This window comes from Pseudomonas purpurea, assembly GCF_039908635.1.
Taxonomy (GTDB): Bacteria; Pseudomonadota; Gammaproteobacteria; order Pseudomonadales; family Pseudomonadaceae; genus Aquipseudomonas; species Aquipseudomonas purpurea.
In genome coordinates, this window is record NZ_CP150918.1 from 3,974,576 (window position 1) to 3,997,352 (window position 22,777).

At 60.2% G+C, this 22,777-nt stretch carries 21 protein-coding genes and 1 pseudogene; 7 read left to right on the forward strand and 15 right to left on the reverse strand.

Going from position 1 to position 22,777, the window contains the following annotated elements:
- Position 1 precedes the first annotated feature (1 nt).
- Positions 2-499 carry a transcription elongation factor GreB gene (gene greB / locus AABM54_RS17790; RefSeq protein WP_347901317.1) on the forward strand — a complete coding sequence of 166 codons (498 nt, stop codon included), beginning with the start codon at positions 2-4 and terminating at the stop codon, positions 497-499.
- 13 nt (positions 500-512) lie between these two features.
- On the opposite strand, the gene AABM54_RS17795 is transcribed toward greB, so the two are convergent.
- From AABM54_RS17795 to AABM54_RS17805, 3 genes are all read right to left on the reverse strand, one after another.
- A complete protein-coding gene (locus AABM54_RS17795) occupies positions 513-821 on the reverse strand; it encodes a class I SAM-dependent methyltransferase (RefSeq protein ID WP_347901319.1) in 309 nt (102 codons plus the stop codon).
- 247 nt (positions 822-1,068) lie between these two features.
- A complete protein-coding gene (locus AABM54_RS17800) occupies positions 1,069-1,503 on the reverse strand; it encodes a DoxX family protein (RefSeq protein ID WP_347901320.1) in 435 nt (144 codons plus the stop codon).
- Positions 1,504-1,606: 103 nt separating this feature from the next.
- Positions 1,607-3,028, reverse strand: coding sequence for a transglycosylase SLT domain-containing protein (locus tag AABM54_RS17805; RefSeq protein WP_347901322.1), 1,422 nt, complete (start codon positions 3,026-3,028; stop codon positions 1,607-1,609).
- Between the two features lie 235 nt (positions 3,029-3,263).
- Between AABM54_RS17805 and AABM54_RS17810 the strand changes: the two genes are divergently transcribed.
- The 3 genes from AABM54_RS17810 (at position 3,264) to AABM54_RS17820 (ending at position 6,137) form a co-directional block, all read left to right on the forward strand.
- Positions 3,264-4,070, forward strand: coding sequence for a TatD family hydrolase (locus AABM54_RS17810; RefSeq protein WP_347901324.1), 807 nt, complete (start codon positions 3,264-3,266; stop codon positions 4,068-4,070).
- An 83-nt stretch (positions 4,071-4,153) separates the two neighbouring features.
- Positions 4,154-5,635 carry a methyl-accepting chemotaxis protein gene (locus AABM54_RS17815; RefSeq protein ID WP_347901325.1) on the forward strand — a complete coding sequence of 494 codons (1,482 nt, stop codon included), beginning with the start codon at positions 4,154-4,156 and terminating at the stop codon, positions 5,633-5,635.
- Between the two features lie 139 nt (positions 5,636-5,774).
- Positions 5,775-6,137, forward strand: a complete 363-nt coding sequence (locus tag AABM54_RS17820) for an Mpo1-like protein (RefSeq protein ID WP_347901327.1) — start codon at positions 5,775-5,777, stop codon at positions 6,135-6,137.
- Between the two features lie 5 nt (positions 6,138-6,142).
- On the opposite strand, the gene AABM54_RS17825 is transcribed toward AABM54_RS17820, so the two are convergent.
- The 3 genes from AABM54_RS17825 to AABM54_RS17835 all read right to left on the reverse strand — a co-directional run bounded on the left by AABM54_RS17825 (position 6,143) and on the right by AABM54_RS17835 (position 8,195).
- Positions 6,143-6,940: a thioesterase family protein gene (locus AABM54_RS17825; RefSeq protein WP_347901329.1), complete on the reverse strand. Its 798-nt coding sequence runs from the start codon at positions 6,938-6,940 to the stop codon at positions 6,143-6,145.
- Between the two features lie 107 nt (positions 6,941-7,047).
- Positions 7,048-7,815: a CHAD domain-containing protein gene (locus AABM54_RS17830; RefSeq protein ID WP_347901331.1), complete on the reverse strand. Its 768-nt coding sequence runs from the start codon at positions 7,813-7,815 to the stop codon at positions 7,048-7,050.
- A 101-nt stretch (positions 7,816-7,916) separates the two neighbouring features.
- The gene (locus tag AABM54_RS17835) at positions 7,917-8,195 is read right to left on the reverse strand and encodes a hypothetical protein (RefSeq protein ID WP_347901333.1); all 279 of its coding nucleotides are present in this window, start codon (positions 8,193-8,195) and stop codon (positions 7,917-7,919) included.
- A 227-nt stretch (positions 8,196-8,422) separates the two neighbouring features.
- On the opposite strand from AABM54_RS17835, the gene AABM54_RS17840 reads away from it, so the two are divergent.
- On the forward strand, positions 8,423-9,463 hold the full coding sequence (locus tag AABM54_RS17840; protein WP_347901334.1) for a patatin-like phospholipase family protein: 1,041 nt from the start codon (positions 8,423-8,425) through the stop codon (positions 9,461-9,463).
- Positions 9,464-9,531: 68 nt separating this feature from the next.
- Here AABM54_RS17840 and AABM54_RS17845 read toward each other — a convergent pair whose 3' ends face one another.
- From AABM54_RS17845 to kdpF, 6 genes are all read right to left on the reverse strand, one after another.
- Positions 9,532-10,230, reverse strand: coding sequence for a response regulator (locus AABM54_RS17845; RefSeq protein WP_347901335.1), 699 nt, complete (start codon positions 10,228-10,230; stop codon positions 9,532-9,534).
- A 48-nt stretch (positions 10,231-10,278) separates the two neighbouring features.
- Positions 10,279-12,930, reverse strand: a complete 2,652-nt coding sequence (locus tag AABM54_RS17850) for a sensor histidine kinase KdpD (protein WP_347901336.1) — start codon at positions 12,928-12,930, stop codon at positions 10,279-10,281.
- A gap of 130 nt (positions 12,931-13,060) precedes the next feature.
- A complete protein-coding gene (gene kdpC, locus AABM54_RS17855; RefSeq protein WP_347901337.1) occupies positions 13,061-13,606 on the reverse strand; it encodes a potassium-transporting ATPase subunit KdpC in 546 nt (181 codons plus the stop codon).
- Positions 13,607-13,820: 214 nt separating this feature from the next.
- On the reverse strand, positions 13,821-15,914 hold the full coding sequence (kdpB, locus tag AABM54_RS17860) for a potassium-transporting ATPase subunit KdpB (RefSeq protein ID WP_347906242.1): 2,094 nt from the start codon (positions 15,912-15,914) through the stop codon (positions 13,821-13,823).
- Between the two features lie 16 nt (positions 15,915-15,930).
- Positions 15,931-17,625 carry a potassium-transporting ATPase subunit KdpA gene (gene kdpA / locus AABM54_RS17865; RefSeq protein WP_347901338.1) on the reverse strand — a complete coding sequence of 565 codons (1,695 nt, stop codon included), beginning with the start codon at positions 17,623-17,625 and terminating at the stop codon, positions 15,931-15,933.
- Between the two features lie 8 nt (positions 17,626-17,633).
- Positions 17,634-17,723: a K(+)-transporting ATPase subunit F gene (kdpF, locus tag AABM54_RS17870; RefSeq protein ID WP_347901339.1), complete on the reverse strand. Its 90-nt coding sequence runs from the start codon at positions 17,721-17,723 to the stop codon at positions 17,634-17,636.
- A 296-nt stretch (positions 17,724-18,019) separates the two neighbouring features.
- Between kdpF and AABM54_RS17875 the strand changes: the two genes are divergently transcribed.
- Positions 18,020-18,187, forward strand: coding sequence for a DUF2897 family protein (locus tag AABM54_RS17875; protein WP_071554261.1), 168 nt, complete (start codon positions 18,020-18,022; stop codon positions 18,185-18,187).
- 253 nt (positions 18,188-18,440) lie between these two features.
- Entirely contained in the window at positions 18,441-18,998 is a 558-nt protein-coding gene (locus tag AABM54_RS17880) for a TetR/AcrR family transcriptional regulator (protein ID WP_347901340.1), read from the forward strand.
- A 109-nt stretch (positions 18,999-19,107) separates the two neighbouring features.
- On the opposite strand, the gene AABM54_RS17885 is transcribed toward AABM54_RS17880, so the two are convergent.
- The 3 genes and pseudogenes from AABM54_RS17885 to AABM54_RS17895 form a co-directional block, all read right to left on the reverse strand.
- Positions 19,108-19,443 carry a helix-hairpin-helix domain-containing protein gene (locus tag AABM54_RS17885; protein ID WP_347901341.1) on the reverse strand — a complete coding sequence of 112 codons (336 nt, stop codon included), beginning with the start codon at positions 19,441-19,443 and terminating at the stop codon, positions 19,108-19,110.
- Between the two features lie 114 nt (positions 19,444-19,557).
- A complete protein-coding gene (locus tag AABM54_RS17890) occupies positions 19,558-21,555 on the reverse strand; it encodes a nucleoside-diphosphate sugar epimerase/dehydratase (RefSeq protein WP_347906244.1) in 1,998 nt (665 codons plus the stop codon).
- Positions 21,556-21,638: 83 nt separating this feature from the next.
- Positions 21,639-22,680: pseudogene (locus tag AABM54_RS17895) on the reverse strand (glycosyltransferase family 4 protein).
- Positions 22,681-22,777 lie beyond the last annotated feature (97 nt).

A 22,777-nucleotide genomic window follows, 5' to 3' on the forward strand; every position in this document is an offset into this window, starting at 1 on the left:
AATGAGCCGCTATCGCCCTCCCCGCACCGCTGGCACCGCCCTCATCACGCCTGAAGGCGAAGCGCGGATGCGTGCCGAGTTCCATGAACTCTGGCACGTGCGCCGCCCGCAAGTCACACAGTCGGTCAGCGAAGCTGCGGCGCAGGGCGACCGCTCGGAAAACGCCGAGTACACCTATGGCAAAAAGATGCTGCGCGAGATCGACAGCCGCGTGCGGTTCCTGACCAAACGGCTGGAAGCCTTGAAGGTCGTCAGCGAAAAGCCCAGCGACCCGAACAAGGTCTACTTCGGCGCCTGGGTGACGATTGAAGACGAGGATGGCAAAGAGTCACGCTATCGCATCGTCGGCCCGGATGAACTGGACCTCAAGCTGGGCCTGATCAGCATCGACTCACCGCTCGCCCGCGCCCTGATCGGCAAGACGCTGGACGCCGAAGTTCGGGTCCAGACGCCCACCGGCGAACAGTTCGTGTACATCGTCGCGATCGACTATCCCTGAATCTCGCCGTACTTCAGCGGCGGGTAATCAAGCCTTGGCGAGCCACGCGCGTCAGTTGTCGGATGACCTCGACCGCGTCCTCGGCGCTGGGCGCCTGAATGACCGCCAGATCGAAACTGTCGCTGGCAAAACGCGCCAGTGACTCGCCGTCTTCGACAAACTGAATCAGAAACGCTGCGGGGCCGCCGGTGCGGCGTGGCCAGCCATCGAGGTAACGCAAAAGCGTCGGCTGATGTTTACCGCCAAGCAGGATTTTTGGGTTGCGCTGGGTGAGGTGGGCCGTGATCGGCGCCGGGCGTACTGGGGGGCGTAGTGCATTCATTGTGTCGTGTCTCTGCCTCAAAAGTCTGCATGGCAGGTGAGAGGCAACACCGAACCAGCGCTTTAGCGGTATTTCGAAGCCTGTTTCAAGCTTCTATCGGCAACTCAATGAGTCACCTGGCGCCCCGCAAGTAGCTGTTTAAATCGGCGCATGAGCAGCATCCTAGAGAAGCCGGCAGGGCAGTGTCAAGAATCTCGCGCAACGAAAAAGGCCCGCACATGCGGGCCTTTTGCTTGATCCAGAGCGCTTATCCAGCGATGGCACGATCCGCCGACAGTTTGCCGGCACCTTCGATCAACACAGCCACCGTACCGCCGAGCAACGCCAGGGCGAATTCATAACCGTTGTTGGCCATGAACAGACCGTTGCCGATGTGCACCGAGAAGATCGCGACCAGGGAAAGGAAGGCCAAACCCAGCGCTGCAGGGCGCACCAGCAGGCCGATGATCAGGGCCAGGCCACCAAAGAACTCGGTGCCGCCCGCCAGGGCTGCCATCAGATAACCCGGTGCCAGACCGATACTTTCCATGTATTGACCGGTGCCGGCCAACCCGTAACCACCGAACAGACCGAAGAGTTTCTGCGAACCATGGGCCGCGAAGATCAGGCCGACAAAAATCCGCAGAACCGTCAGACCGTAACCTGCGCGAGTGAAAAGTACTTTGTTGATCAGTGTGTTCATGCCGTGTCGTCCGTTGAATGTGTGTGAGGATTGGTCGCTATATTAATCAATAAATATCATGTTTAAAGCGCAAAAAACCCGCCATAACAATCAACTTAATCGATCATTTACGTGAGACAACCTTCGGCGTCGATGGCTCCAACGACTCCCGTTCCCGGTCGAATGCCAAATAGTATTTGTTCACACTATTAACATAGCTGACGGCCCCCATCCCGACCTGCTCCATGGCAATTCGCTCGACCTGGAAGAACCATTGATTGGGGTTCAAGCCACGTCTCCTGGCCTCGGTGCGCATCCCCTGCACCCGTTCGGGCCCCATGTTGTACGCGGCCAGGACAAATGCCATGCGCTCGCGCTCGTTGAGCTTGGGGCTGGCGAAAAACTTGCGGCGGATCAGCGCCAGGTACTTGGCCCCGGCCTGCACATTGCTGTCCAGCGACTGGATGTTGTTGACACCGACCCGTTGCGCCGCCGACGGCGTGATCTGCATCAAGCCACTGGGGCCGGTGCCGCTTCTGGCGGTGGGTTGCAGCGCCGACTCCTTGAACGCCAGCGCCGCCAGGTTCAGCCAGTCCATGCCCTGCTCACGCGCATGCTTTTGCAGGACCGGGCGCAGTTGTTCCAGACGCTGGCGGTCGGCGCGGGCCAAGGGATAGTGGACTTGATAGAGGCGCCGGTAGATGCGCTGGAATGCGACGTCCTGGTCAGACGGCGTCTTGTAGGTTTTCAGGAAGCGGTCGATGCTCGTTCGCAACATCGAGGCGTCGCGGCGAACAAACCAATACTCTTCGCCCGGCTCGCTGATGTTCAGCTGTCGGTCGAAACGCAACTTGGGCAGGATCTTGGCCCAGCGCTCGGCAATCGGTTGCTCGACGATGGTCAGGTGAAAAATCCCGCCCTGGACCATCTCCAGCACATCTTCGACGGCCAGGCTCGGATCGACCCACTCGACCTTGACCGGCGCCAGTTTGTGCAGCGCGAGCTTTTGATTGATCTGATTGACCGCCTCCCCCGCCGCGCTGCCCGTGGCGAGCGCCAGGGTTTTGCCGGCCAGTTGTTCGACGCGGGTGTAACGCCGCTCGCCTTTAATGCCCACCAGCAGCAGCGGTACGTTGCTGGCAATCGGGTCACTGGTGCTGATGGCATGGGCGGACTGCTGATCAAGCAGTTCCCCCGGCGCCACCAGGTCGCCTTCGCCGCGCGCCAGCGCACCGAGCAGTTGATCCTTGGCCCTGGGAATGATCTTCAGGGTGATGGCCTTACCGTCACGGGCCTGGCCGTTGAGGTATTGCTCAAAGGCCCGCAAGCGGTGGTACTCGACGCCAATGGCCTGGCCCTGGACTTCACCGGAGCTGTTGCGACTCTGGTTGACCAACACCCGCAAGACCTGACTGCTGCGGATTTCCGCCAGGTCGCGGACCTTGCCCGACTGCACCGCTTCGACCGGGCCGGGCAAACGTGCAACGGCCGACGTTGGCAGCAGCCACGCCAAACACAGGAGGAGCAAAACCTGGGGTCGGGTCATCCGTTCTCCGGAAAGAATACTGTTGGGCTTCTCGAGTCATTTCGCGAAGCTGATCGACAGAAACAGAGCGCCTGGAGCGCTGAAAAAGTGCGAAAGACTGGCACAGTGGCATGACGTCTGCCAACCGAACCTTTCTCGCGGCATCAAAAGACAGCGTTAACTCATTGTAGTTCTTGGTTTTTCTTATAAATCTACAGCTCTGATATGCTTTCCGGCCTTGGCCTGAGGTAGCACCATGCAACTCATCGATATCGGCGTCAACCTGACAAACCCCAGTTTTGCCGACAAACATCAGGCGGTTCTCGACCGTGCCTATGCCGCCGGCGTTTGTCAGTTGGTGCTGACCGGCACCAGCGTCGAGGGCAGCGAACAGGCGCTGGAACTGTGCCGGCAACTGGACGAAAGTGGCCAGCGGCTGTTCTCCACCGCCGGTATTCACCCACACTCGGCCAGCGACTGGAATGCCGACAGCGCCCGGCGTTTACGTGCATTGCTCAACGAACCGAACGTCTGCGCCGTCGGTGAATGCGGGCTGGATTTCAACCGGGATTTCTCGCCACGCCCCCAGCAGGAAAAAGTCCTCGAAGAGCACTTGGCGATGGCCGCCGAGCTGAAAATGCCGGTTTTTCTCCACGAACGCGATGCCAATCAGCGCTTGCTGGAGATCCTGCGTGACTACCGCGACCACTTGCCCGCCGCAGTGGTGCATTGCTTCACGGGTGAGCAACGCGCCCTGTTCAGTTACCTGGACCTGGACCTGCACATCGGCATCACGGGCTGGATCTGCGACGAACGCCGGGGCACTCACCTGCACCCGCTAGTGCGCGATATTCCCCGTGGCCGCTTGATGCTGGAAAGCGATGCGCCGTACCTGCTGCCTCGCACCCTGCGGCCCAAACCGAAAAACGGCCGCAACGAACCAGCGTATCTGAGCGAAGTGTTGCGTGAAGTGGCCCTGCATCGCGAGGAAAGCCTCGAAGACCTCGCAGCCCACAGCACCGCGTGCGCACGGGCGTTTTACAGCCTGCCCACGATTGCTTGACCCACATCAAGATTCATCCTTCTGAGTAGCGGCACAATGCTGGCACCTTGCCGAAAATGTTTCCGCTATCAGAGAAGACCTCCATGGGTGCCTGGCTTAGCAATATCTCGCTGAAATACAAGTTCTGGGCGGTCAATGCTGTCGCCTTTGTCACGACCCTGCTGTTGGTGTTGTACGCCGTGCAACTCGAACAGCAGGCCCGCAGCCACGCGTCCCAGGAGTCGGCCCAGGCCCAGGGACGATTGCTCGCCGCCTGGCCGACCGGCCAAGCGCTGCCCCACGCCGATAACCTGCTGAGCTTCGGCCATGGCCAGACACCAACGCTGAACGACCGACCGTTGCCAGCATTGAGTGACGCGACCGGTTGGGTTCCGTTCGACTACATGCCGCTGTTCGGCACCAACCCGTTGATGGGGGCCGAGGTCGTCTCCCGTGCCGACGGCCAACAGTTGGCCGTACTCGCATATGGCCCGAGCCTCACCCAGGTGTTCAGTGAGCGTTTTGCTAACTACGCGGTGGCGGTGTTTATCCTGATGCTGGCGATGCTGTGCGCTTCACAGCTGCTGATCCGCTTCCTGCTCAGCCAACTCAACACGCTCAAGGACGTGATGCTTCACGTCGAGAAAACCGGCGACCTCTCGGCCCGCGTGCCTCTGTCCTGCACTGATGAAGTCGGTCAGATGGCCACCGCGTTCAACGCCATGCAGGCCGGTTACCAGCGGGTGGTCAACACCGTGGCCAACACCGCGCGCCAGCTCGATGTCGGCGCAGCACGCCTGGCTTCCAGCATGAACGACGTGCGCCACGGCATGCTCGGCCAGCAAAGCGAAACCGATCAGGCCGCCACGGCCATTAACGAAATGACCGCCACTGTCTATCACATCGCCCAGCATGCGGGCGCTACCCGAGACCTGTCGCAGACCGCCGACACCCTCGCCGGCAGCGGCCAGGAAGTGGTCAGCCGGGTGCAGAAATCGATTGCCGGGTTATCCACGGGCGTCCAGCAAACGGCCGAGATGATCCAGCGGCTGGCCGAAGACAGTCAGAAGATCAACGGTGTGGTCAGCGTGATTCACAGCATTGCCGAGCAAACCAATCTGCTGGCGCTCAATGCCGCGATCGAGGCCGCACGGGCCGGGGAAATGGGGCGCGGGTTTGCCGTGGTCGCCGACGAAGTCCGCAACTTGGCCAAACGCGTGCAGGCCTCCACCGATGAAATCACCACCATGGTTTCGGCGTTGCAGGCCGGCACCCGGGACGCGGTGGACTTCATGCAGGAAAGCTCGTTCAAGGCGGACGATTGCGTGCAGCAGGCCCAGGAAGCCGGTGTCGCGCTGGCGGAGATCACCGGCGCCGTGGCGCAGATGCGTGAAAGCAACACCCAGATTGCCGTGGCAGCCGAGCAACAGAGCCAGGTGGCGGAAGAAATGAACCGCGCCGTGGTGAGCATCCGTGACGTCACCGAAAACACCGTGCAACAAACGGTCGACTCGGCCACCACCAGCAATGAACTGGCCACGCTGGCCGGGGAACTGAGCAAGGCCATCGGGCAGCTCAAACTCTGATGCCGCCATCGCGGGCAAGCCCTGGAGGTTTGCCCGCGACATCCTCCCTATCACATCGATAGCCAGCCTTGATTCGCTGCCGCGCACTGCCCGACCTATTCTTCGGTTATGTGTTTCATACGGATCGAGGATTACCAACATGGGCAAACGTCACCCTAACCTTCCTGCCTGGCAATGGCGGGCGTACCCACAGAACCACAACAACCCGACCAATCTGGTGTTGCACCTGATCGCCGTGCCGCTGTTCATCATCGCGTTCTTGTTGATCGTTTCGGGTGTGTTCAGCCTGAGCATTGCCAGCGTCGCGATTGGCATCGTCGGCCTGCTGGCAGCCCTGGCCTTGCAACGTCACGGTCACACACTGGAGGCCCAAGCCGCCGAGCCGTTCAGTGATCGTAAAGATGCGGTGTCACGCTTGCTGGTCGAGCAGTTCCTGACCTTTCCGCGCTTTGTCCTCAGCGGCGGCTGGTGGCGCGCCTGGCGCCAGCGTCACCACCGCTGAGGGCCTCAGGCGAAGATCGTCACGGTTTGCCGGCTCAGGGCCATCAACTGGCCGTCGGCATTCCACAGCGCGGCGGCCGCGTGACCATAGCCATCGCGGGCATGTTCGATTTCCACGCGGTACTTGCACCAGTCCAGGGTGCTGACGTTCAGTAACGGCTGAACGAATTCGATGGTCCAGGTCAGGGTGCTCCCGGCCGCCGGTTTGCTCAAATGCGGCAACAGGGCCGGCGGCCAGGCGTCCACCAATGCCAGGAGGTGCGCTTCACTCAGCGGCTCGTCCTTGACGTCCCCCCGCAGACGGACCCAGCCGCCCATTTCCCGTGATTTATTACCGGTGAACGGCAACCCGCCAATGCTCCAGCGCATCGCCAGGTGGCGCATGAATTCGGGGGTGATGCCTTTGATATAAGGCAGCTCCTGACAGTCGTCCCAGTGTTTCATGTCGGGGGCCGACGTCGCCGTCACCACGACTTCCGAGCGCCGGGATGCACCGAAGCTGCCCTGAACCAGCGTCACGACCTGACCCTTTTGCATCGCCCGCCCCAACACCTGGCTGACGGCTTTGCCTTCGCGCAGCACGTCGACTTCAAAACTGATCGGCACATCGGGTTCGACCGGGCCGACAAAGGTGATGGCCAGCGAACGCACCGGACGGTCTGCCGGCACTTGGGCGCGCATTGCTTCGTACTGCAAAGCGGCGACCAGGCCACCAAAACTGGCGCGGCCCTGTGCCCACTCCGCCGGAATGGCCAGCTCATGCGGCGAACGGCGCACGGCGTCGAGCAAATCGGAAAAGCGCATGGCAACCTCAAGGCTGGAAAAAGATCGAGTGATCTTAACCAGCCCAAGGGCTCTGTACAGCGCTTATTCCGGCCAAAGAAGCTGACAGATAGGCCGCCGCAGACGCATCAGGATTTGAAGCAAGCGGCGCTGAGCTTGTCGAGAATCCGGTCGGCGCGCCCTTCGGCCTTGGCCATGGTCGTGTGCCACACCGCCACACAAGGCAGCAAATCCGGCTCGTGCTCGGCCCTGGCCAGCCATTGCCAGCAATCGTGCCAATCGCCCAGGGCACCTTGCGCAGCCTTCAACCGAGGCATGGCCGCTTCGGGCAAGCGGTCGAGTTCCGGATAGGACTCGATGGCGTAACGCACGCGCTTGATCAGCAGACGCAAGCGATGACGATCATGGGCCGGGTCGTGCAAGGCTTGATCCAGCGCCTTCCACTGCTTGGCCAGGCGCTTTTCGATGCGCGCACGCAATCCCTTGAGCAACCGCTGACGTTCGGAGGCGCGCAGGAACCGTGGGAATGCATCGAGAATCAGCAGCAACTGCGCCAGTTGCGGGCTCTGCGCCACCGCAGGATAGGCTTCGGCCATTTGTGCGAGGCGACGCGCCGCCGCCTCTGGCTGACCATGCTGGAGCAGGTACGCGGCCAGCACTTCACGGTCACGCATCGGCGTGGTCAGTTGCCCGACCGCAGCGGCGGCCGCCTCCAGTTGCTCGACCCCGGGCAACCCGCGCAACGGTCGCAGCAGGCTGCGCAAGCGCCGGACCGTGGTACGCAGGTCATGCAACGCTTCAGGGTCGGTGTGCGCAATCAGGCGTGCCTGACAGGCCAACACACGAACTTCCAGGCCCAGCACCTGAGCCACCAACCGATCAACCAAGGCCGACATTCTGTCCCTCGCCATTGAATACCGCGTTGCCATGACCCTCACGTTTGCAGCCATGCTGCGGGCAAACCGGCCTGCATGCATTGCGCTGCATCAGCATAGGCTTAACGCCCGGCACGCGACTCACGAATGTAGAAACGCGCCTTCTGGGCCTTGTTGGTGCACCCTTCAAACGCTTCGAACTGCTGCTGGGTCTTGGCCCCGGTCAGCAACGACAACGCCTTGGAGTAACTGACAGTACCCGCAAAACCTTCTGCCTTGGCCAGGTCCAGCTCATGCCAGGCAGCATCCAGCTGAGTACCACAGCTGTCGCGGTACGCGGTCTTTCCAGCACATCCAGCCAATGCCAACGCAATCAACGGCAGACAAATCCAGGCTTTCATTAATGACACCTCAAGGTAGGAAAACAGTCGTGCAGGGTATGACGGTCAAGGGCGCGAAAAGTGCCTTGTGCCCTCCTGAGAAACTATAGCGAGCGGCCGCGAGAATACCCGTGTGCCGTCATTGATTGTCGAAAAAACGACGCACTTTGTGCGCCATTCACCACGACGATTGAAGCCCGACCGGTGTTGGGTGCATTGTTGACCCTGGTTTGACGAAGGATCGAGTGATGAAAAAGCGTGTCGCATTGGTGCTGGGCTCAGGTGGTGCAAGGGGCTACGCCCACATCGGGGTCATCGAGGAAATCGAGAGGCGCGGCTATGACATCGCCTGTATCGCCGGTTGTTCCATGGGCGCGGTGGTCGGCGGGATTTATGCCGCCGGCAAGCTCAACGACTACCGCGACTGGATCGAAAGCCTGGACTATCTGGATGTATTGCGCCTGGTGGACGTGAGTTTTCGCCTTGGGGCGATTCGCGGGGAAAAAGTCTTCGGGCAGATCCGCAAGATCGTCGGCGAGATCAATATCGAAGACCTGCGCATTCCCTATACGGCGGTGGCCACTGACCTGACCAACCAGCAGGAAATCTGGTTTCAGGAAGGCTGCCTGCACCAGGCCATGCGTGCCTCGGCGGCCATCCCGAGCCTGTTCACCCCGGTGATGCAAGGCAATCGCATGCTGGTCGATGGCGGCCTGCTCAACCCGCTGCCCATCGTTCCGGTGGTCTCCAGCCATTGCGACCTGATCATTGCTGTCAACCTCAACTCCACCAATCAGCGCCACTATCAACTGCCGGTGATTCAGCGCCCGCCTGCATTCAAGAGCCGCTTCGACAGCCTGATCAACTCCCTGGGCTCGCACTTGCCGTTTCGCCGCAAACAGGCCGAGCAATTGTTGCTGCTGGAACAGGAAGCCCTGAAGGCCGACGCCGCCGAGATCAACCCGTGGATCGAGTCCGCCGAACCCGAAGCCCAGCAACCGGCCGCCGCCCCCGAATCCGATGGCGCCCCCAGGTCGGCAACCGGCTCGTTCATCATCGACAACGTAGGGCCGGCCTCGCTGCTGGATTTGATCAACCAGAGTTTCGAGGTGATGCAGACGTCACTGGCGCAGTACAAGATTGCGGGATATCCGCCAGACATCCTGATCAACGTGCCCAAAAGGGTGTGCCGGTTCTTCGAGTTCTACAAAGCGCCGGAACTGATCGCGCTGGGACGGGAGATCGCCAGAGATACGCTGGATCGGTATGAAAACGAGCGCGATTATTGAAGGTTCTGGACGCTCGGTGAATGGGCCACCGTCATCGCGGGCAAGTCGGATCGCCATACCGCTCGCACCTACTGGCTCCCCTCACTCAGGAGTCGATACCCCACGCCCGCCTCGGTGAGAATGAACCGGGGGCGGGTCGGGTCGTCGGCCAGTTTCTGACGCAGGTGCCCGACCACGATTCGCAGGTAGTGGCTGTCTTCAACGTGGGTCGGCCCCCAGATGTCCTTGAGCAGTTGCTGCTGGGTGATCACCCGCCCGGCGTGCCGCGCGAGTTGCGCCAGCACCGCGTACTCCTTGCGGGTCAGCGCCACTTCGAGGCCGTCCAGCAGCACCCGACGGTAGGCCAGGTCGACGGTCAGCGGGCCGAATTTCAGCGCCGCTTCCTGGGCTTCCCCCACTGGCGCCTGACGTAGCAAGGCACGCACCCTGGCCAGAAACTCCTGAATACCGAACGGCTTGGTCACGTAGTCGTTCGCGCCGCCGTCCAGGGCTTCGACTTTCTGCCCTTCGCTGGCCCGCACCGACAACACCAGCACCGGCACCGTCGACCACTCGCGAAATTCACGCAGCACTTGCTGGCCGTCCATGTCCGGCAAGCCGAGGTCGAGCACCAGCAGGTCGGGTTTGTTCAGCGCCGCGTGGGCCAGGCCTTCGGTGCCCGTGCCGGCTTCCAGTACTTTGTAGCCTTGGGAAGCGAGGCTGATACGCAGGAACTTGCGGATCTGCGGTTCGTCATCAATGACCAAAATGGTCGCGGTCTGGCTCATGAGTTCCAATCAACAAAAAGAATGGGCAAGAGAGTAGCGCAGGCAGCGTCAGGCTTCACTTTCAAACCCCGGTTGCTCCTGCAATGGCAGGTGAAGAGTGATGCAGGTGCCACGCCCTTCGATGCCGTTTTCCACGCTGATCCGTCCACCGTGGGCGCCGACCATACCCTGGCAGATCGCCAACCCCAGCCCTGTACCCTGCCCGCCCCGATCACCGCGAGCGGCGGTGTAGAACATGTCGAAAATCTTCGGCCGGTCTTCTTCGGGAATCCCGGGTCCCTCGTCACTCACCGAGAAAAACAGCTCGTTCTCTCGGACTCCGGCCCGCAGCTGCAAGCGCCCGTGCGGCGGTGAAAACCGTGCGGCGTTTTCCAGTACATTGACCAGCGCCTGCTCGATCAGCGCGGCATGCACGTAAAGCAGCGGCAACTCGCCCGGCACGTCGGTGCTGACCGCAAGCGGCGCCAGCACCGCGCGCAGGCGGTTGAGTGAACTGCCGACGATATCCGCCGGCGACACCCAGTCACGCGCCAGCTTCAAGGCGCCGTGGCCCAGGCGGGTCATGTCCAACAGGTTCTGAATGTAGCGATCGAGGCGCTCGGCTTCATCGCGAGTGCCTTCAAGCAACTCACGACGATCCGCCAGAGGAATCGCCTCGCCCAGCGCCAGCAAACTGTCGATGCTGCCGCGCATCGAGGTCAGCGGCGTGCGTAAATCATGGGACACCGAAGCCAGCAACGCGCTGCGCAACTGTTCGGTTTCGCCGTGCAAACGCGCCGCCTCAAGGTCCTCGGCCAACTGTGCACGGGCCAGGGCCTGGGCCAGCGGCTGACTCAACGCGGTCAACAAGCGACGTCGCTGGCCACTGAGTTGCCGGCCTTCTTTGGCACACACACCGAGCAAGCCCAACGGCCCGTCTTCAACCGACAGCGGCCACCACCACCAACGCCCGAACGGCAGCGTGCCGGTGCCCATGCCCGCCGGTTGATCATGCTGCCAGGCCCAGTCGGCGGCGGCACGCTCGGCTTCGGAGAACTGCAACGGGCCACCGGTTTCGACTTTCCAGCCGCCCTGCCCGTCACGGTTCACCAGGCACAATTGCAAATCGTTCCAACCGACCAGATGCTGCGCAGCGGCGCTGACCACAGCCTGGCGGTCGGTGGCGGCGGTCAGTTTGCGCGACAGATCGAGCAGTTCGCTGGTTTCTTCCTGCGTGTCACGCAGGGCCTGCAACTGCCGACGCTGGCGGGCGGCAAGGTTGCCGGTCAGGGCGGCCATCAGCAGGAAGAACAGCAACGTCAGAACGTCTTCTTCACGCTGAATGGCAAAGGAGAAGTTCGGTGGAATGAACAGAAAGTCATAGGTCAGAAAGGACAACGCCGCGCAGGCCAGCGCCGGGCCGAGGCTGCTGCGCACCGCCACCAGCAACACCGCGGCGAGGAACACCAGTGAGATGTTCGGTAACGGCAAAACGCTGGACACCGCCCACGCCAGCGCACTGGCCAACACGGTCGCCAGCAGCGCCAGGGCGTAGTCGAACCAGACCAGTGAATGGCTCGAACGCTGACGCGGTTGAGGTTGTTTTTCGTCGCTGTCCAGAACGTTGATTTCCAGACCATGGGCATCGCGCAGCAACCGCGAGGCCAGCCCGCCGCCGAACAGCCTGCGCCGCAACCTCGGGCGGGACTGGCCGACCAGCACCAGGCTGGCGCGTCGCTCAGCGGCATGCTGAATCAGGGTTTTCGCCACCTCGCCCGCACGCAACAGCACCACTTCGCCGCCCAACCGCTCGGCCAGTTGCTGGGCACTTTGCAGGCGTAAACGCGACTGCTCGTCGCGCACGCTGCCGTTGTCCACATGCACAAGGCTCCAGGGCAAATGTCGCCGCTGCGCGACCCGACTGGCGTGGCGCACCAGACGCTCGGCCTGGGTATCGCCGTCGACGCCCACCAGCAAGCGACCGCGTACGGCCGGCGCCGCCTGGCCCAACTGGCGATAGCCGCGACTCAGGTCATCGTCGACCTGGGCCGCGGCGGTTTGCATCGCCAGTTCGCGCAATGCCGTGAGGTTGGTTTGGGTAAAGAACGCGTCAATCGCCGCCCGCGCCTGCTCCGGCACATAGACCTTGCCGTCCCGCAGTCGCTCAAGCAATTCGCGGGGTGGCAGGTCGATCAGCAGCAATTCGTAGGCTTCTTGCAGCACCCAGTCAGGCAGGGTTTCGCGCACTTGCACGCCGGTGATGCCGCGCACCTGATCGTTGAGGCTTTCCAGGTGCTGGACGTTGACGGTGGTGAACACGTCGATGCCGGCAGCCAGCAGTTCCTGAATGTCCTGCCAGCGCTTGGCATGACGGCTGCCGGGGGCATTGCTGTGGGCCAGTTCATCGACCAGCACCAGTTTCGGTTTGGCCTTGAGCAAGCCGTCGAGGTCCATTTCCTCGAGCATCACGCCCCGGTATTCGGAGCGCAGCAGCGGTTGCTGCGGCAAGCCGCCGAGCAACGCTTCGGTCTCCGCCCGGCCGTGGGTCTCTACCACGCCGGCGATGACTTTCACGCCTTGGCGCAGTTGGGTGTGAGCGGCTTGCAGCATGGCGTAGGTCTTGCCGACACCGGGGGCGGCACCGAGAAAGACCTTGAGCCGGCCACGACCGTCGCGGGGTAAATCGGCTAACAACGCGTCGGCACGGCCGGAGTCACTCATGCTTGAAGTTCTCTTCTTTCAGGTAGTGATGTGGTAATTGTGCGGCCGCCTTCGCGAGCAGGCTCGCTCCCACATTGGCCTGCATTTTCCTGTGGGAGCGAGCCTGCTCGCGAATGGCGGCGCCACCGATTTACAGTTTTTCCAACGCGATGTTCAGCGCCAGCACGTTAACCACCGGCGGCCCTACCAGGGGCTGCTCGATGTGCGCTTCCATCAACTGCTCGACCGTCGACATCGGCAGGTTGCGTGCAGCTGCAACCCGCGCCAGTTGATAGGCAATTGCCGCTGGAGGCAAGTGTGGATCGAGACCGCTGCCGGAGGTGGTCAACAGGGCCAATGGAACCGGCCCCTGGCCGGGTACCAGCAACTTGTTGGCATCGTCGATCACGCGGGTGGCAAGGGCCGGATTGCTCGGCGCCAGGTTGCTCGCGCTGCTTGAAATCGTCGCGAACGCGCCAGCCGACGGCCGTGGATGAAACCAGGCATCACCGACGAAATCCTGGGCGATCAGCGCCGAACCACGGACCTTGCCATCGGCATCGCGCACCAGGCTGCCATTGGCCTGATCCGGGAAAGCAACCTGGGCAACACCGGTCACCACCAGCGGGTAGGCGACGCCGGTAATCAGGGTCATCAGAACAATCAGGCTCAGGGCCGGACGTAGCATAGTGGACATTTCAAACACCTCGATTCGGAAAACATTCATCATTACGCAGACACACATTGCCTGTGACGAGGGAGCTTGCTCCCGCTCGGCCGCGAAGCAGTCGTCACTTCGGCGAATGTGGTGTACCTGAACAAATTGCGTTGCCTGGGATTGGGGCTCCTTCGCAGCCCAGAGGGAGCAAGCTCCCTCGCCACAGAAAAGCCCCTGAACCCAACGACAACCGTCAAACCAGATGCAATGCCGTCAGCAGCATGTCGATCAACTTGATGCCCACGAATGGCACCACGATGCCGCCCACGCCATAGATCAGCAGGTTGCGCCGCAACAGGTGCGCCGCGCTCGCGGCCTGGACGCGTACACCGCGCAGGGCCAACGGAATCAGCACCACGATGATCAAGGCGTTGAAGACAATCGCCGAGAGAATCGCGCTCTGCGGGCTGCTCAAGTGCATGATGTTCAGCACGCCCAACTGTGGATAAATCGAGGCGAACAGCGCCGGCAGGATCGCGAAGTACTTGGCCACATCGTTGGCGATGGAAAACGTAGTCAACGCACCGCGCGTCACCAGCAGTTCCTTGCCGATTTGCACCACGTCCAGCAGCTTGGTCGGGTCGCTGTCGAGGTCGACCATGTTGGCTGCCTCGCGAGCGGCCTGAGTCCCGTCGTTCATCGCCATGCCAACGTCGGCCTGGGCCAGCGCCGGTGCGTCGTTCGCGCCGTCGCCACACATGGCCACCAGACGACCGTCGTTCTGCTCGTGACGGATACGCGCCAGTTTTTTCTCCGGAGTGGCTTCGGCCAGCACGTCATCGACGCCGGCTTCAGCGGCAATCGCAGCAGCAGTCAGCGGGTTGTCGCCAGTCACCATGACCGTGCGAATCCCCAGTTTGCGCAGCTCGGCGAAACGCTCGCGGATGCCCGGCTTGACCACGTCCTTGAGGTGAATCGCACCGAGCAGCTTGCCCTCGGCACACACCAGCAACGGCGTGCCGCCGCTTTGGGCGATCTTGTCGATTTCCCGCGACATCGGCGGCAGCATGTCGGCGCGTTTCTGCCCCACGAAAGCCAACACCGAATCCACCGCGCCTTTGCGGTAGACGCGTCCTTGGTAGTCCACGCCGGACAGGCGTGTTTCGGCACTGAACGGTACGACAGTCATCACCTCGACGGACGGCTCAGGCTGTGGGTACAGCCCGCGCAGGTACTCGACAATCGACTTGCCTTCGGCGGTTTCATCACCCAGCGACGCAAACAACGCGCCCTCGGCCAGTTCCTTGGCGCTCACACCCGGAGCGGCGTAGATCGCGGTGCAACGACGATTACCGAACGTGATGGTGCCGGTCTTGTCCAGCAACAGCACATGCACGTCACCCGCCGCTTCGACTGCACGGCCGGACTTGGCGATTACGTTCAGGCGCACCAGACGGTCCATGCCGGCAATGCCGATGGCCGAGAGCAAACCGCCAATCGTGGTCGGAATCAGCGTGACCAACAGCGCCACCAGGAACACCAGCGGCAGGTTGCCGTTGGCGAAGTGGGCGAATGGTTGCAGGGTCACGACCACCAACAGAAAGATCAGGGTCAGGCCGATCAGCAGGATGTCCAGCGCCACTTCGTTGGGGGTCTTCTGGCGTTTGGCACCTTCGACCAGGGCAATCATGCGGTCCAGGGTCGACTCGCCGGGGTTGGCGGTGATACGCACCAACAACCAGTCGGACACCAGCCGCGTGTTGCCGGTGACCGCCGAGCGGTCGCCACCGGATTCACGAATCACCGGCGCGGACTCACCGGTAATCGCCGCTTCGTTAACCGCGGCAATACCTTCGATCACCTCACCGTCGCCGGGGATCATCTCTCCCGCTTCAACGCGCACCATATCGCCTTTGCGCAGGCTGGTAGCCGGTACGACCTGGAAGGTCCCGTCGGCTTTCTTGCGGCGTGCGCTCAAGCCTTCGCTGCCGGCCTTGAGGCTGTCGGCACGGGCCTTGCCGCGACCTTCCGCCAACGCTTCGGCGAAGTTCGCAAACAGCACGGTGAACCACAGCCACAGCGCAATTTGCGCGGCGACGAGGGTCGACACCGCCGCGTCAGGAATGAAGCACAACACGGTGGTGAAGATCGCTGTCAGCTCGACCACCAACATCACCGGCGAGCGTTTCAACTGGCGCGGATCGAGTTTGACAAAGGCTTGCACCAACGCCGGCCGCCACAGGGCCGAGATCGCGGTTTTCGGTTGTTCCACCGCCGAGTGTTTGGGTTCGACGCGTGAAGCGCCTGCCACTTTCACAGCGGCTTTTTTTGAGGCAGGTACGGGCATATTCATCATCAAGTCCTCAGAAGCCAAGGCTCAGGTGGTCGGCAATAGGGCCCAGTGCCAGGGTCGGCAGGAACGTCAGGCCACCCACCAGCAAAATGGTCACGGTCAGCAAGGTGACAAACAGCGGGCCATGGGTCGGGAAGCTGTTCTGACCGATCGGCGCGGTTTTCTTCATCGCCAGGCTGCCGGCCAGGGCCAGTACCGGAAGGATGTAGCCGAAGCGCCCGATCAACATGCCCAGGCCCAGCATCAGGTTGTGGAACGCAGTGTTGGCGCCCAGGCCGGCGAAGGCCGAACCGTTGTTGGCACTGGCCGAGGTGTAGGCATACAGCAACTGACTGAAACCATGCGGGCCGGGGTTGCTGATGGCCGACGCGGGGCCAGGCAGGCTGGCCGCGATGGCACCCAGTACCAGCACGCCGACCGGCATCACCAACAGGGTCACGACCAGCAACTGGACTTCCTTGGCTTGCAGTTTCTTGCCGAGGTATTCCGGGGTACGACCGATCATCAAACCGGCAAGGAACACCGCAATCAGAACGTTCAGCAGCATGCCGTAGAGACCGGCACCGACGCCGCCGAAAATCACTTCGCCGACCATCATGTTGACCAGTGCGACCATGCCGCTCAGCGGGTTAAGGCTGTCGTGCATGCCGTTGACCGAGCCGTTGGACGCAGAGGTGGTGGTTACCGACCACAACACCGTAGCGGTGGTGCCGAAGCGCGCTTCCTTGCCTTCCAGCGGCGCGGTCTGTTCTACCGCAACGTTGTTCAGGGTCGGGTTCGGCTGGTATTCAGCCCACAGCGACACCGCACCGCCGATCAGGAACAACGCCAGCATGCAGGTGATGATCGCCCGGCTCTGACGCAGGTCCTTGACGTAGTGGCCGAAGGTAAACACCAGGGCCACCGGGATCAGAATGATCGAGGTCACTTCGAACAGGTTCGACCATGCGGTCGGGTTCTCGAACGGGTGCGCCGAGTTGACGCCGAAGAAGCCGCCACCGTTGGTGCCCAGTTGCTTGATCGCAATCTGGCTGGCGGCCGGGCCCAGCGGAATCACCTGGTCAACGCCCTGCATCGTCAGCGCATTCACATAGTGAGCGAAGGTTTGCGGCACGCCCTGCCAAACCAGAAACAGCGCCAGCAGCAGGCACAACGGCAACAGGCCGTAGAGGGTGGCGCGGGTCATGTCGACCCAGAAGTTGCCCAGGGTCTGCGCCGATTTACGGCTGATGCCGCGGCACAGTGCGACCAGTACGGCCAGGCCGGTGGCGGCGCTGACGAAGTTCTGCACGGTGAGGCCGACCATCTGGCTGAGGTAGCTGAGGGTCGCTTCACCACTGTAGGACTGCCAGTTGGTGTTGGTCATGAAGCTGACGGCAGTGTTGAACGCTTGCGTCCACTCCTGGCCCGGCAGGTTCTGCGGATTGAGGGGCAAGTAGTCCTGGAACAACAGAATCGTGAACAACAGCAAAAAGCCCGCGAGGTTGAACGCGAGCAACGCCAGGGTGTATTTCTGCCAGCTCTGTTCGCTCTGCGGGTCGACCCCGGCCACGCGATAGCAGCCGCGCTCAACCGGGCCCAACACTGGCGTGAGCCAGGTGCGCTGACCTTCCATTACCTTGTAATAGAACCGCCCCAGAAATGGCGCAGGAATCAGCACCACGGCGAAGAAGGCGAGGATCAGCCAATAGTCATAACTGTGCATAGCCGCTCCTAGTTCCGATCCGCGCGCAACAGCGCAGCCAGTAGATAAATGAACAGCCCTACCGCCAACAGCAGGGACACCCCGTCCAGAACGCTCATGGAATTTCTCCGTGTTACGGCGTATTGCCGCTTGTGGAGCCATTGTCCGCAGGGAGGCTGTAAAGGAACGAGAGCGAGGGATGCGACGCAGCATAAAGAAAGCGTAAAGAGTGGCTTTACGCCGGGGTTACAGGCCCCCGCAGACACGATGCACAACGGTCTGTCATCAGCCCGAAGAGGCTATCCACACAGAACAGGCCTAGAATGGAACCCCTGAGAAACCCTTTGACTCAAAGTGGTAAGTGCACGGCCACACGCGAACCCCTTCGCGGCGAGCCTGCCCTAAGGAGAGCCCTATGCCCTGGTATGCCTGGTTGATTCTGGTGGTTGCCATCGGCTCGATCGTCGGCGGCTTGATGATGCTGCGTGACACCGCCAACAAGGTCGAGCTGACCGACGAACAACGCAAGCGAGTCGCTGAGCGCAACGCGGAAATGGACGCCAAGGATGCACAGGATCGCTGACTGAAAAGCCCCGTCATTTACATTGAATGACGGGGCTTTGCTGACTTGATAGAACCTTTGAACAGGGTACGAATCCTCAAGCAGTGGTTCATCGCCTCGGGCAGTCACAGCTCATAGCAACGCCTCTAGTTCCTGGAAAAAGCCCTTCCATGCAGCGAACAAGGAAGGATCTGGTTGCTTTATAGAAGTAAAAGTACAATCACCATCCAATTAACCTTGGTTAAGATGGCGCATTGTTGTGGAGATTCCCCTGATGCGTTATTCGCAAGACCATAAAGCCCAGACTCATCAACGCATCATCAAAGAAGCGTCGGCGCGTTTCCGCCGGGATGGTATTGGCGCTACGGGTCTGCAACCCTTGATGAAAGCGCTGGGCCTGACCCATGGCGGCTTTTATTCGCACTTCAGCTCCAAAGACGAACTGGTGGAAAAAGCCCTGCAAGCCGCCAGTGATGAACTCGACGAGCATTGCGCCATGTTGTTCGCCCAGGAAAAACCGCTGGAGGCGTTCATCGACAGCTACTTGTCCGAGTGGCACCAGACGTCTCCACACCAAGGGTGTCCGCTACCTACAATGTCCTCTGAACTGGGCTTGCGCGGCCAACCCAGCCCAACCACGGACATAGTGCTCAATTCGCGACTCGAACAAGTGCAAGAAGCCTTGGGCGGCGAACGTGCCGACGACGAAAGCATCGTCATCATGTCAACGCTGGTCGGCGCGCTGTTGTTGTCCCGCAGCGTCGAAAACACTGAGTTGGCTCAAAGAATCCTGGATGTCGCCCGTGACTATCTGAAGGCTTCCCACCCGTAGCATTGCACTCGGTATTCGGGATCAGCGTTGAATGCAAGGCAGCCCCGCATGGGCGCTTGAAAACAGGAAGGCCGGTCAATGACCGGCCTCTGGCAACTACCTATTCGAATCAGTTCACTTCAAGCTTGTCACGATTCCTCTCCAGAATCGCCTTGCCGATCCCCTTCACTTCCAACAGTTCATCTACCGAAGCGAACGGTCCATTACCTTCTCTGTATGCAACAATCGCCTTGGCTTTTGCTTCACCCACCCCAGAGAGCTCCCGCTGCAGAGTGGGTGCGTCAGCTGCGTTCAGATTGATTTTTGCGGACTCTTCGGAGGGTGCGGCTTGCACCACCAAGGGTGCTGTTACGTCTACGGGCTTAGCCCCAGGCGCCGCGACAACCGCGATAGAGGCGCTGGTCAACAGGGCGAAAACCAGAGAGTAGAAATAGCCTGTACGCATAAGTGACGCTCCATGACATCGATAAGGAAGAAGCAGCTTTTGCGAAGCTGCCTCTCAAACCTAGGTCATGGTGCAGACATGTCAAAAATGGCTGCATTACAGGATGTGTAACAATCAGGGATCGAGACGACGCTGCTGATAGATCCAGTCGACGATTTCACCGTCCGGGGTATAACCACTGACCGTATCGCGAAGCAATTGTCGGACTCGGGAGTAATCGTCTTGCTCCACGGCACTGAGCAGCTCATTCAGTTTCGTCTTAAGCGTTTCCCACGGCAGATGATCTTCATTGGCACTCATGATCATAGGGTGCTGAGTCGCTGCAACATTGTCACCGATCAGCAACTCTTCATAGAGCTTCTCGCCTGGGCGAAGGCCTGTGAACTCGATAGCGATATCGCCATGAGGGTTTTTTTCGGATCGCACGCTCAAACCGGAAAGGTGGATCATCTTCTCGGCCAACTCGACAATTTTGACTGGCTCTCCCATATCCAGCACAAACACATCGCCCCCCTGCCCCATCGAACCGGCCTGGATAACCAGTTGAGCCGCTTCAGGAATAGTCATGAAGTAACGCGTGATCTTCGGATGAGTGACCGTCAGCGGCCCTCCGGACTTGATCTGCTTGTGAAACAGCGGAATCACCGACCCCGATGACCCCAGGACATTGCCAAATCGCACCATCGTGAACCGGGTTTTATTAACCCTGGACACATTCGCTCTATCACCAAATAGTACCGGTGCAACTTCACGGCTAAGCGCTTGCAGCGTCAACTCGGCAAGCCGCTTGGTACTGCCCATTACATTGGTTGGTCGAACGGCTTTGTCTGTTGAAATCAAAACAAAGTTCGCAACACCGGCCTGCAGTGCTGCCTGCGCGGTGTTCAGCGTTCCCATGACATTGTTCAGCACGCCCTCGGCAATATTGTGCTCCACCATCGGCACATGCTTGTAAGCGGCGGCATGATAGACGGTATTCACTTGCCAGGTTTTCATCACATCCAGCAGTTTGCTCTGGTGACGCACCGAACCCAATATCGGCAAAAGGCGAACTGAAAGTGATTCGCGAGCAATACGCTGTTCAAGTTCAGACAGAATGCTGTAAAGATTGAATTCGCTGTGCTCGAACAGCAGCAGAGTCGTGGGGCGCAAGGCCAGGATTTGCCGGCACAGCTCTGAACCGATAGACCCCCCCGCACCGGTCACCAGTACATTTTGTTCTCGAATGCAGTGCTCAAGCAGTTCACCTTGCGCAGGCACCGAATCCCGCCCTAGAAGGTCGGCAATGTCGACTTCCTGAATATCATCGACCTTGACTCGACCACTGGCCAGATCCATGAACCCCGGGATACTTCGAACGTGTAACGGAAACCCTTCCAGGAAGCTTAAAATTTCACGACGTCGGCCGCGATTGGAAGACGGTATGGCGAGGAGAATCTCCTGTGCCCCCGTGTTCTCGATCATTCGCAGAATATTTTTGGGCTTATAAACCTGCAGTCCGGAAATGACACGGTCGGAAATACCGCTGTCATCATCGATAAAAGCGACAGGGCGCATGACGCGTCCCATACGCAAAGCCGCCACGAGCTGATTGCCTGCGGCCCCGGCACCGTACACGGCAACTTTGGGCAGCCCGTCATCACGATTGGTGAATGGAACATGCTGAGCCGCCGTGAACCAGTCGCCTAAAAAATACTGGCGCATCGCCAGCCGCAGGCCGCCGACCATGATCAAACTCAACCACCAATAGTTGAAAATGATCGAGCGCGGCACAACATTCTGATGATTGCTGTACCAATAGACCACAACGCCTAGAATCAACGATGAGAGGCTCACGGCCTTGACGATCGCTATCAGGGCATCATTGCCAAAGTAACGCATGACAGCACGGTACATGCCAAAGCGTATGAACAGAGGGATAGCGACGAGAGGCGCAGCAATAAACAACCACATGTGAGCGATAAACGGGTTGGTCATTTCGTCGATACCCAGACGAACGACGAAAGCCAGCCACAATGCAGCCCAGACTACGACGACATCAGTAGAAACCTGTATCAGTCGTTTGCGCCGACGTGGTAACCCCAGCAGGAATTCCCGTAACTTATTCATCACCCCTTCGAACACTTAACCTGCTCCCGTATTGGTTCTCGCGTAGGCATTCTACGTCGCTTGTTACACCCTAGGCGTTTAAATCTTCATGCACCTGTGCTGTTGGACGCACTCGTGACTTCGAGTTGGCCTGCATGAAACTTTACTGCCAAGGCTATCAAGGGCAGGTACGCGACGATCAGACCTACGGCTCCATCTAATCCCAGACACACGACGCACAGCGCAACAGGCAATAGCCAAATCAGGTTGATAACACCGACAGCAAGCGTCACCGGCAAATGCCTGCCGAATTGACGGGATGCAAACTGATAAGCGTGACTGCGGTGAGCCTCATATACCTTGTCGCCCCGCACAAGACGGCGAATCAACGTGAACGTTGCATCGACGATAAATACACCCAGCAGGATCAGCCAGGGCCCATAGCAATTGAGAAGACGCCCACGCGGCCTGAAGCGACAGCACACCCAACACCACCCCGAGGAAACCGCTTCCGGCATCGCCCATAAAGATCCGAGCAGGTGGAAAGTTCCAGAACAGAAAACCCGCAACCGCCATGGCAAGAAGCAACGGAAGCCAGACCATCCCTTCATAGCCAGCCAGCCAGTAAAGCAGGCACGCCCCAAGGCAGGCACACATGGCCTCAATGCTGGCAATGCCATCAATACCATCCATGAAGTTGTAAAGGTTGAGCATCCACACGAGATACACAGCGGCGAGTACATGCCCTGCCCAACTTAAATCAACGGTCATACCGAACACATTGAACGCCGGCAAACCACCCAACCAGAACAATGCCCAACCGGCGGCCGTAAAATGTCCAAGCAAACGCCACCGGGCTGCAATGTGACCGTGGTCATCCATAAAACCGACGATAGCCACCAGTACTCCCGCCCCCCCCAACGCCAAGAGCACCGGTACAGGAACAAGCTCAGTCAGCGCCAGAAAAGGCAAAGCAAGCAGGAACGCCAAAACAATCGCAACACCACCACCCCGCGGGGTCGGAACCGAATGGGAACTGCGAGCATTTGGGATATCAATAATACTGCGCGCCAGCGCGTAACGCCGTAAGGCCGCAGTCAGCAGCAATGAAAGAGCAGCAACGCCAGGTATCAACCACCAATAAATCATTGTCTTTCATGTTCCCTATAATTCAACACCGCAACTGTCGAGGCCTGGACAACGGCAATCGATGCGACCAATACCCTTGGAGCTCAACATCCAAATA

Bases quoted from the DNA above. Each gene is read 5' to 3' on its own strand.
- greB (WP_347901317.1), top strand. From the start codon at position 2: ATGAGCCGCTATCGCCCTCCCCGCACCGCTGGCACCGCCCTCATCACG.
- AABM54_RS17795 (WP_347901319.1), bottom strand. From the start codon at position 821: ATGAATGCACTACGCCCCCCAGTACGCCCGGCGCCGATCACGGCCCAC.
- AABM54_RS17800 (WP_347901320.1), bottom strand. From the start codon at position 1,503: ATGAACACACTGATCAACAAAGTACTTTTCACTCGCGCAGGTTACGGT.
- AABM54_RS17805 (WP_347901322.1), bottom strand. From the start codon at position 3,028: ATGACCCGACCCCAGGTTTTGCTCCTCCTGTGTTTGGCGTGGCTGCTG.
- AABM54_RS17810 (WP_347901324.1), top strand. From the start codon at position 3,264: ATGCAACTCATCGATATCGGCGTCAACCTGACAAACCCCAGTTTTGCC.
- AABM54_RS17815 (WP_347901325.1), top strand. From the start codon at position 4,154: ATGGGTGCCTGGCTTAGCAATATCTCGCTGAAATACAAGTTCTGGGCG.
- AABM54_RS17820 (WP_347901327.1), top strand. From the start codon at position 5,775: ATGGGCAAACGTCACCCTAACCTTCCTGCCTGGCAATGGCGGGCGTAC.
- AABM54_RS17825 (WP_347901329.1), bottom strand. From the start codon at position 6,940: ATGCGCTTTTCCGATTTGCTCGACGCCGTGCGCCGTTCGCCGCATGAG.
- AABM54_RS17830 (WP_347901331.1), bottom strand. From the start codon at position 7,815: ATGTCGGCCTTGGTTGATCGGTTGGTGGCTCAGGTGCTGGGCCTGGAA.
- AABM54_RS17835 (WP_347901333.1), bottom strand. From the start codon at position 8,195: ATGAAAGCCTGGATTTGTCTGCCGTTGATTGCGTTGGCATTGGCTGGA.
- AABM54_RS17840 (WP_347901334.1), top strand. From the start codon at position 8,423: ATGAAAAAGCGTGTCGCATTGGTGCTGGGCTCAGGTGGTGCAAGGGGC.
- AABM54_RS17845 (WP_347901335.1), bottom strand. From the start codon at position 10,230: ATGAGCCAGACCGCGACCATTTTGGTCATTGATGACGAACCGCAGATC.
- AABM54_RS17850 (WP_347901336.1), bottom strand. From the start codon at position 12,930: ATGAGTGACTCCGGCCGTGCCGACGCGTTGTTAGCCGATTTACCCCGC.
- kdpC (WP_347901337.1), bottom strand. From the start codon at position 13,606: ATGTCCACTATGCTACGTCCGGCCCTGAGCCTGATTGTTCTGATGACC.
- kdpB (WP_347906242.1), bottom strand. From the start codon at position 15,914: ATGCCCGTACCTGCCTCAAAAAAAGCCGCTGTGAAAGTGGCAGGCGCT.
- kdpA (WP_347901338.1), bottom strand. From the start codon at position 17,625: ATGCACAGTTATGACTATTGGCTGATCCTCGCCTTCTTCGCCGTGGTG.
- kdpF (WP_347901339.1), bottom strand. From the start codon at position 17,723: ATGAGCGTTCTGGACGGGGTGTCCCTGCTGTTGGCGGTAGGGCTGTTC.
- AABM54_RS17875 (WP_071554261.1), top strand. From the start codon at position 18,020: ATGCCCTGGTATGCCTGGTTGATTCTGGTGGTTGCCATCGGCTCGATC.
- AABM54_RS17880 (WP_347901340.1), top strand. From the start codon at position 18,441: ATGCGTTATTCGCAAGACCATAAAGCCCAGACTCATCAACGCATCATC.
- AABM54_RS17885 (WP_347901341.1), bottom strand. From the start codon at position 19,443: ATGCGTACAGGCTATTTCTACTCTCTGGTTTTCGCCCTGTTGACCAGC.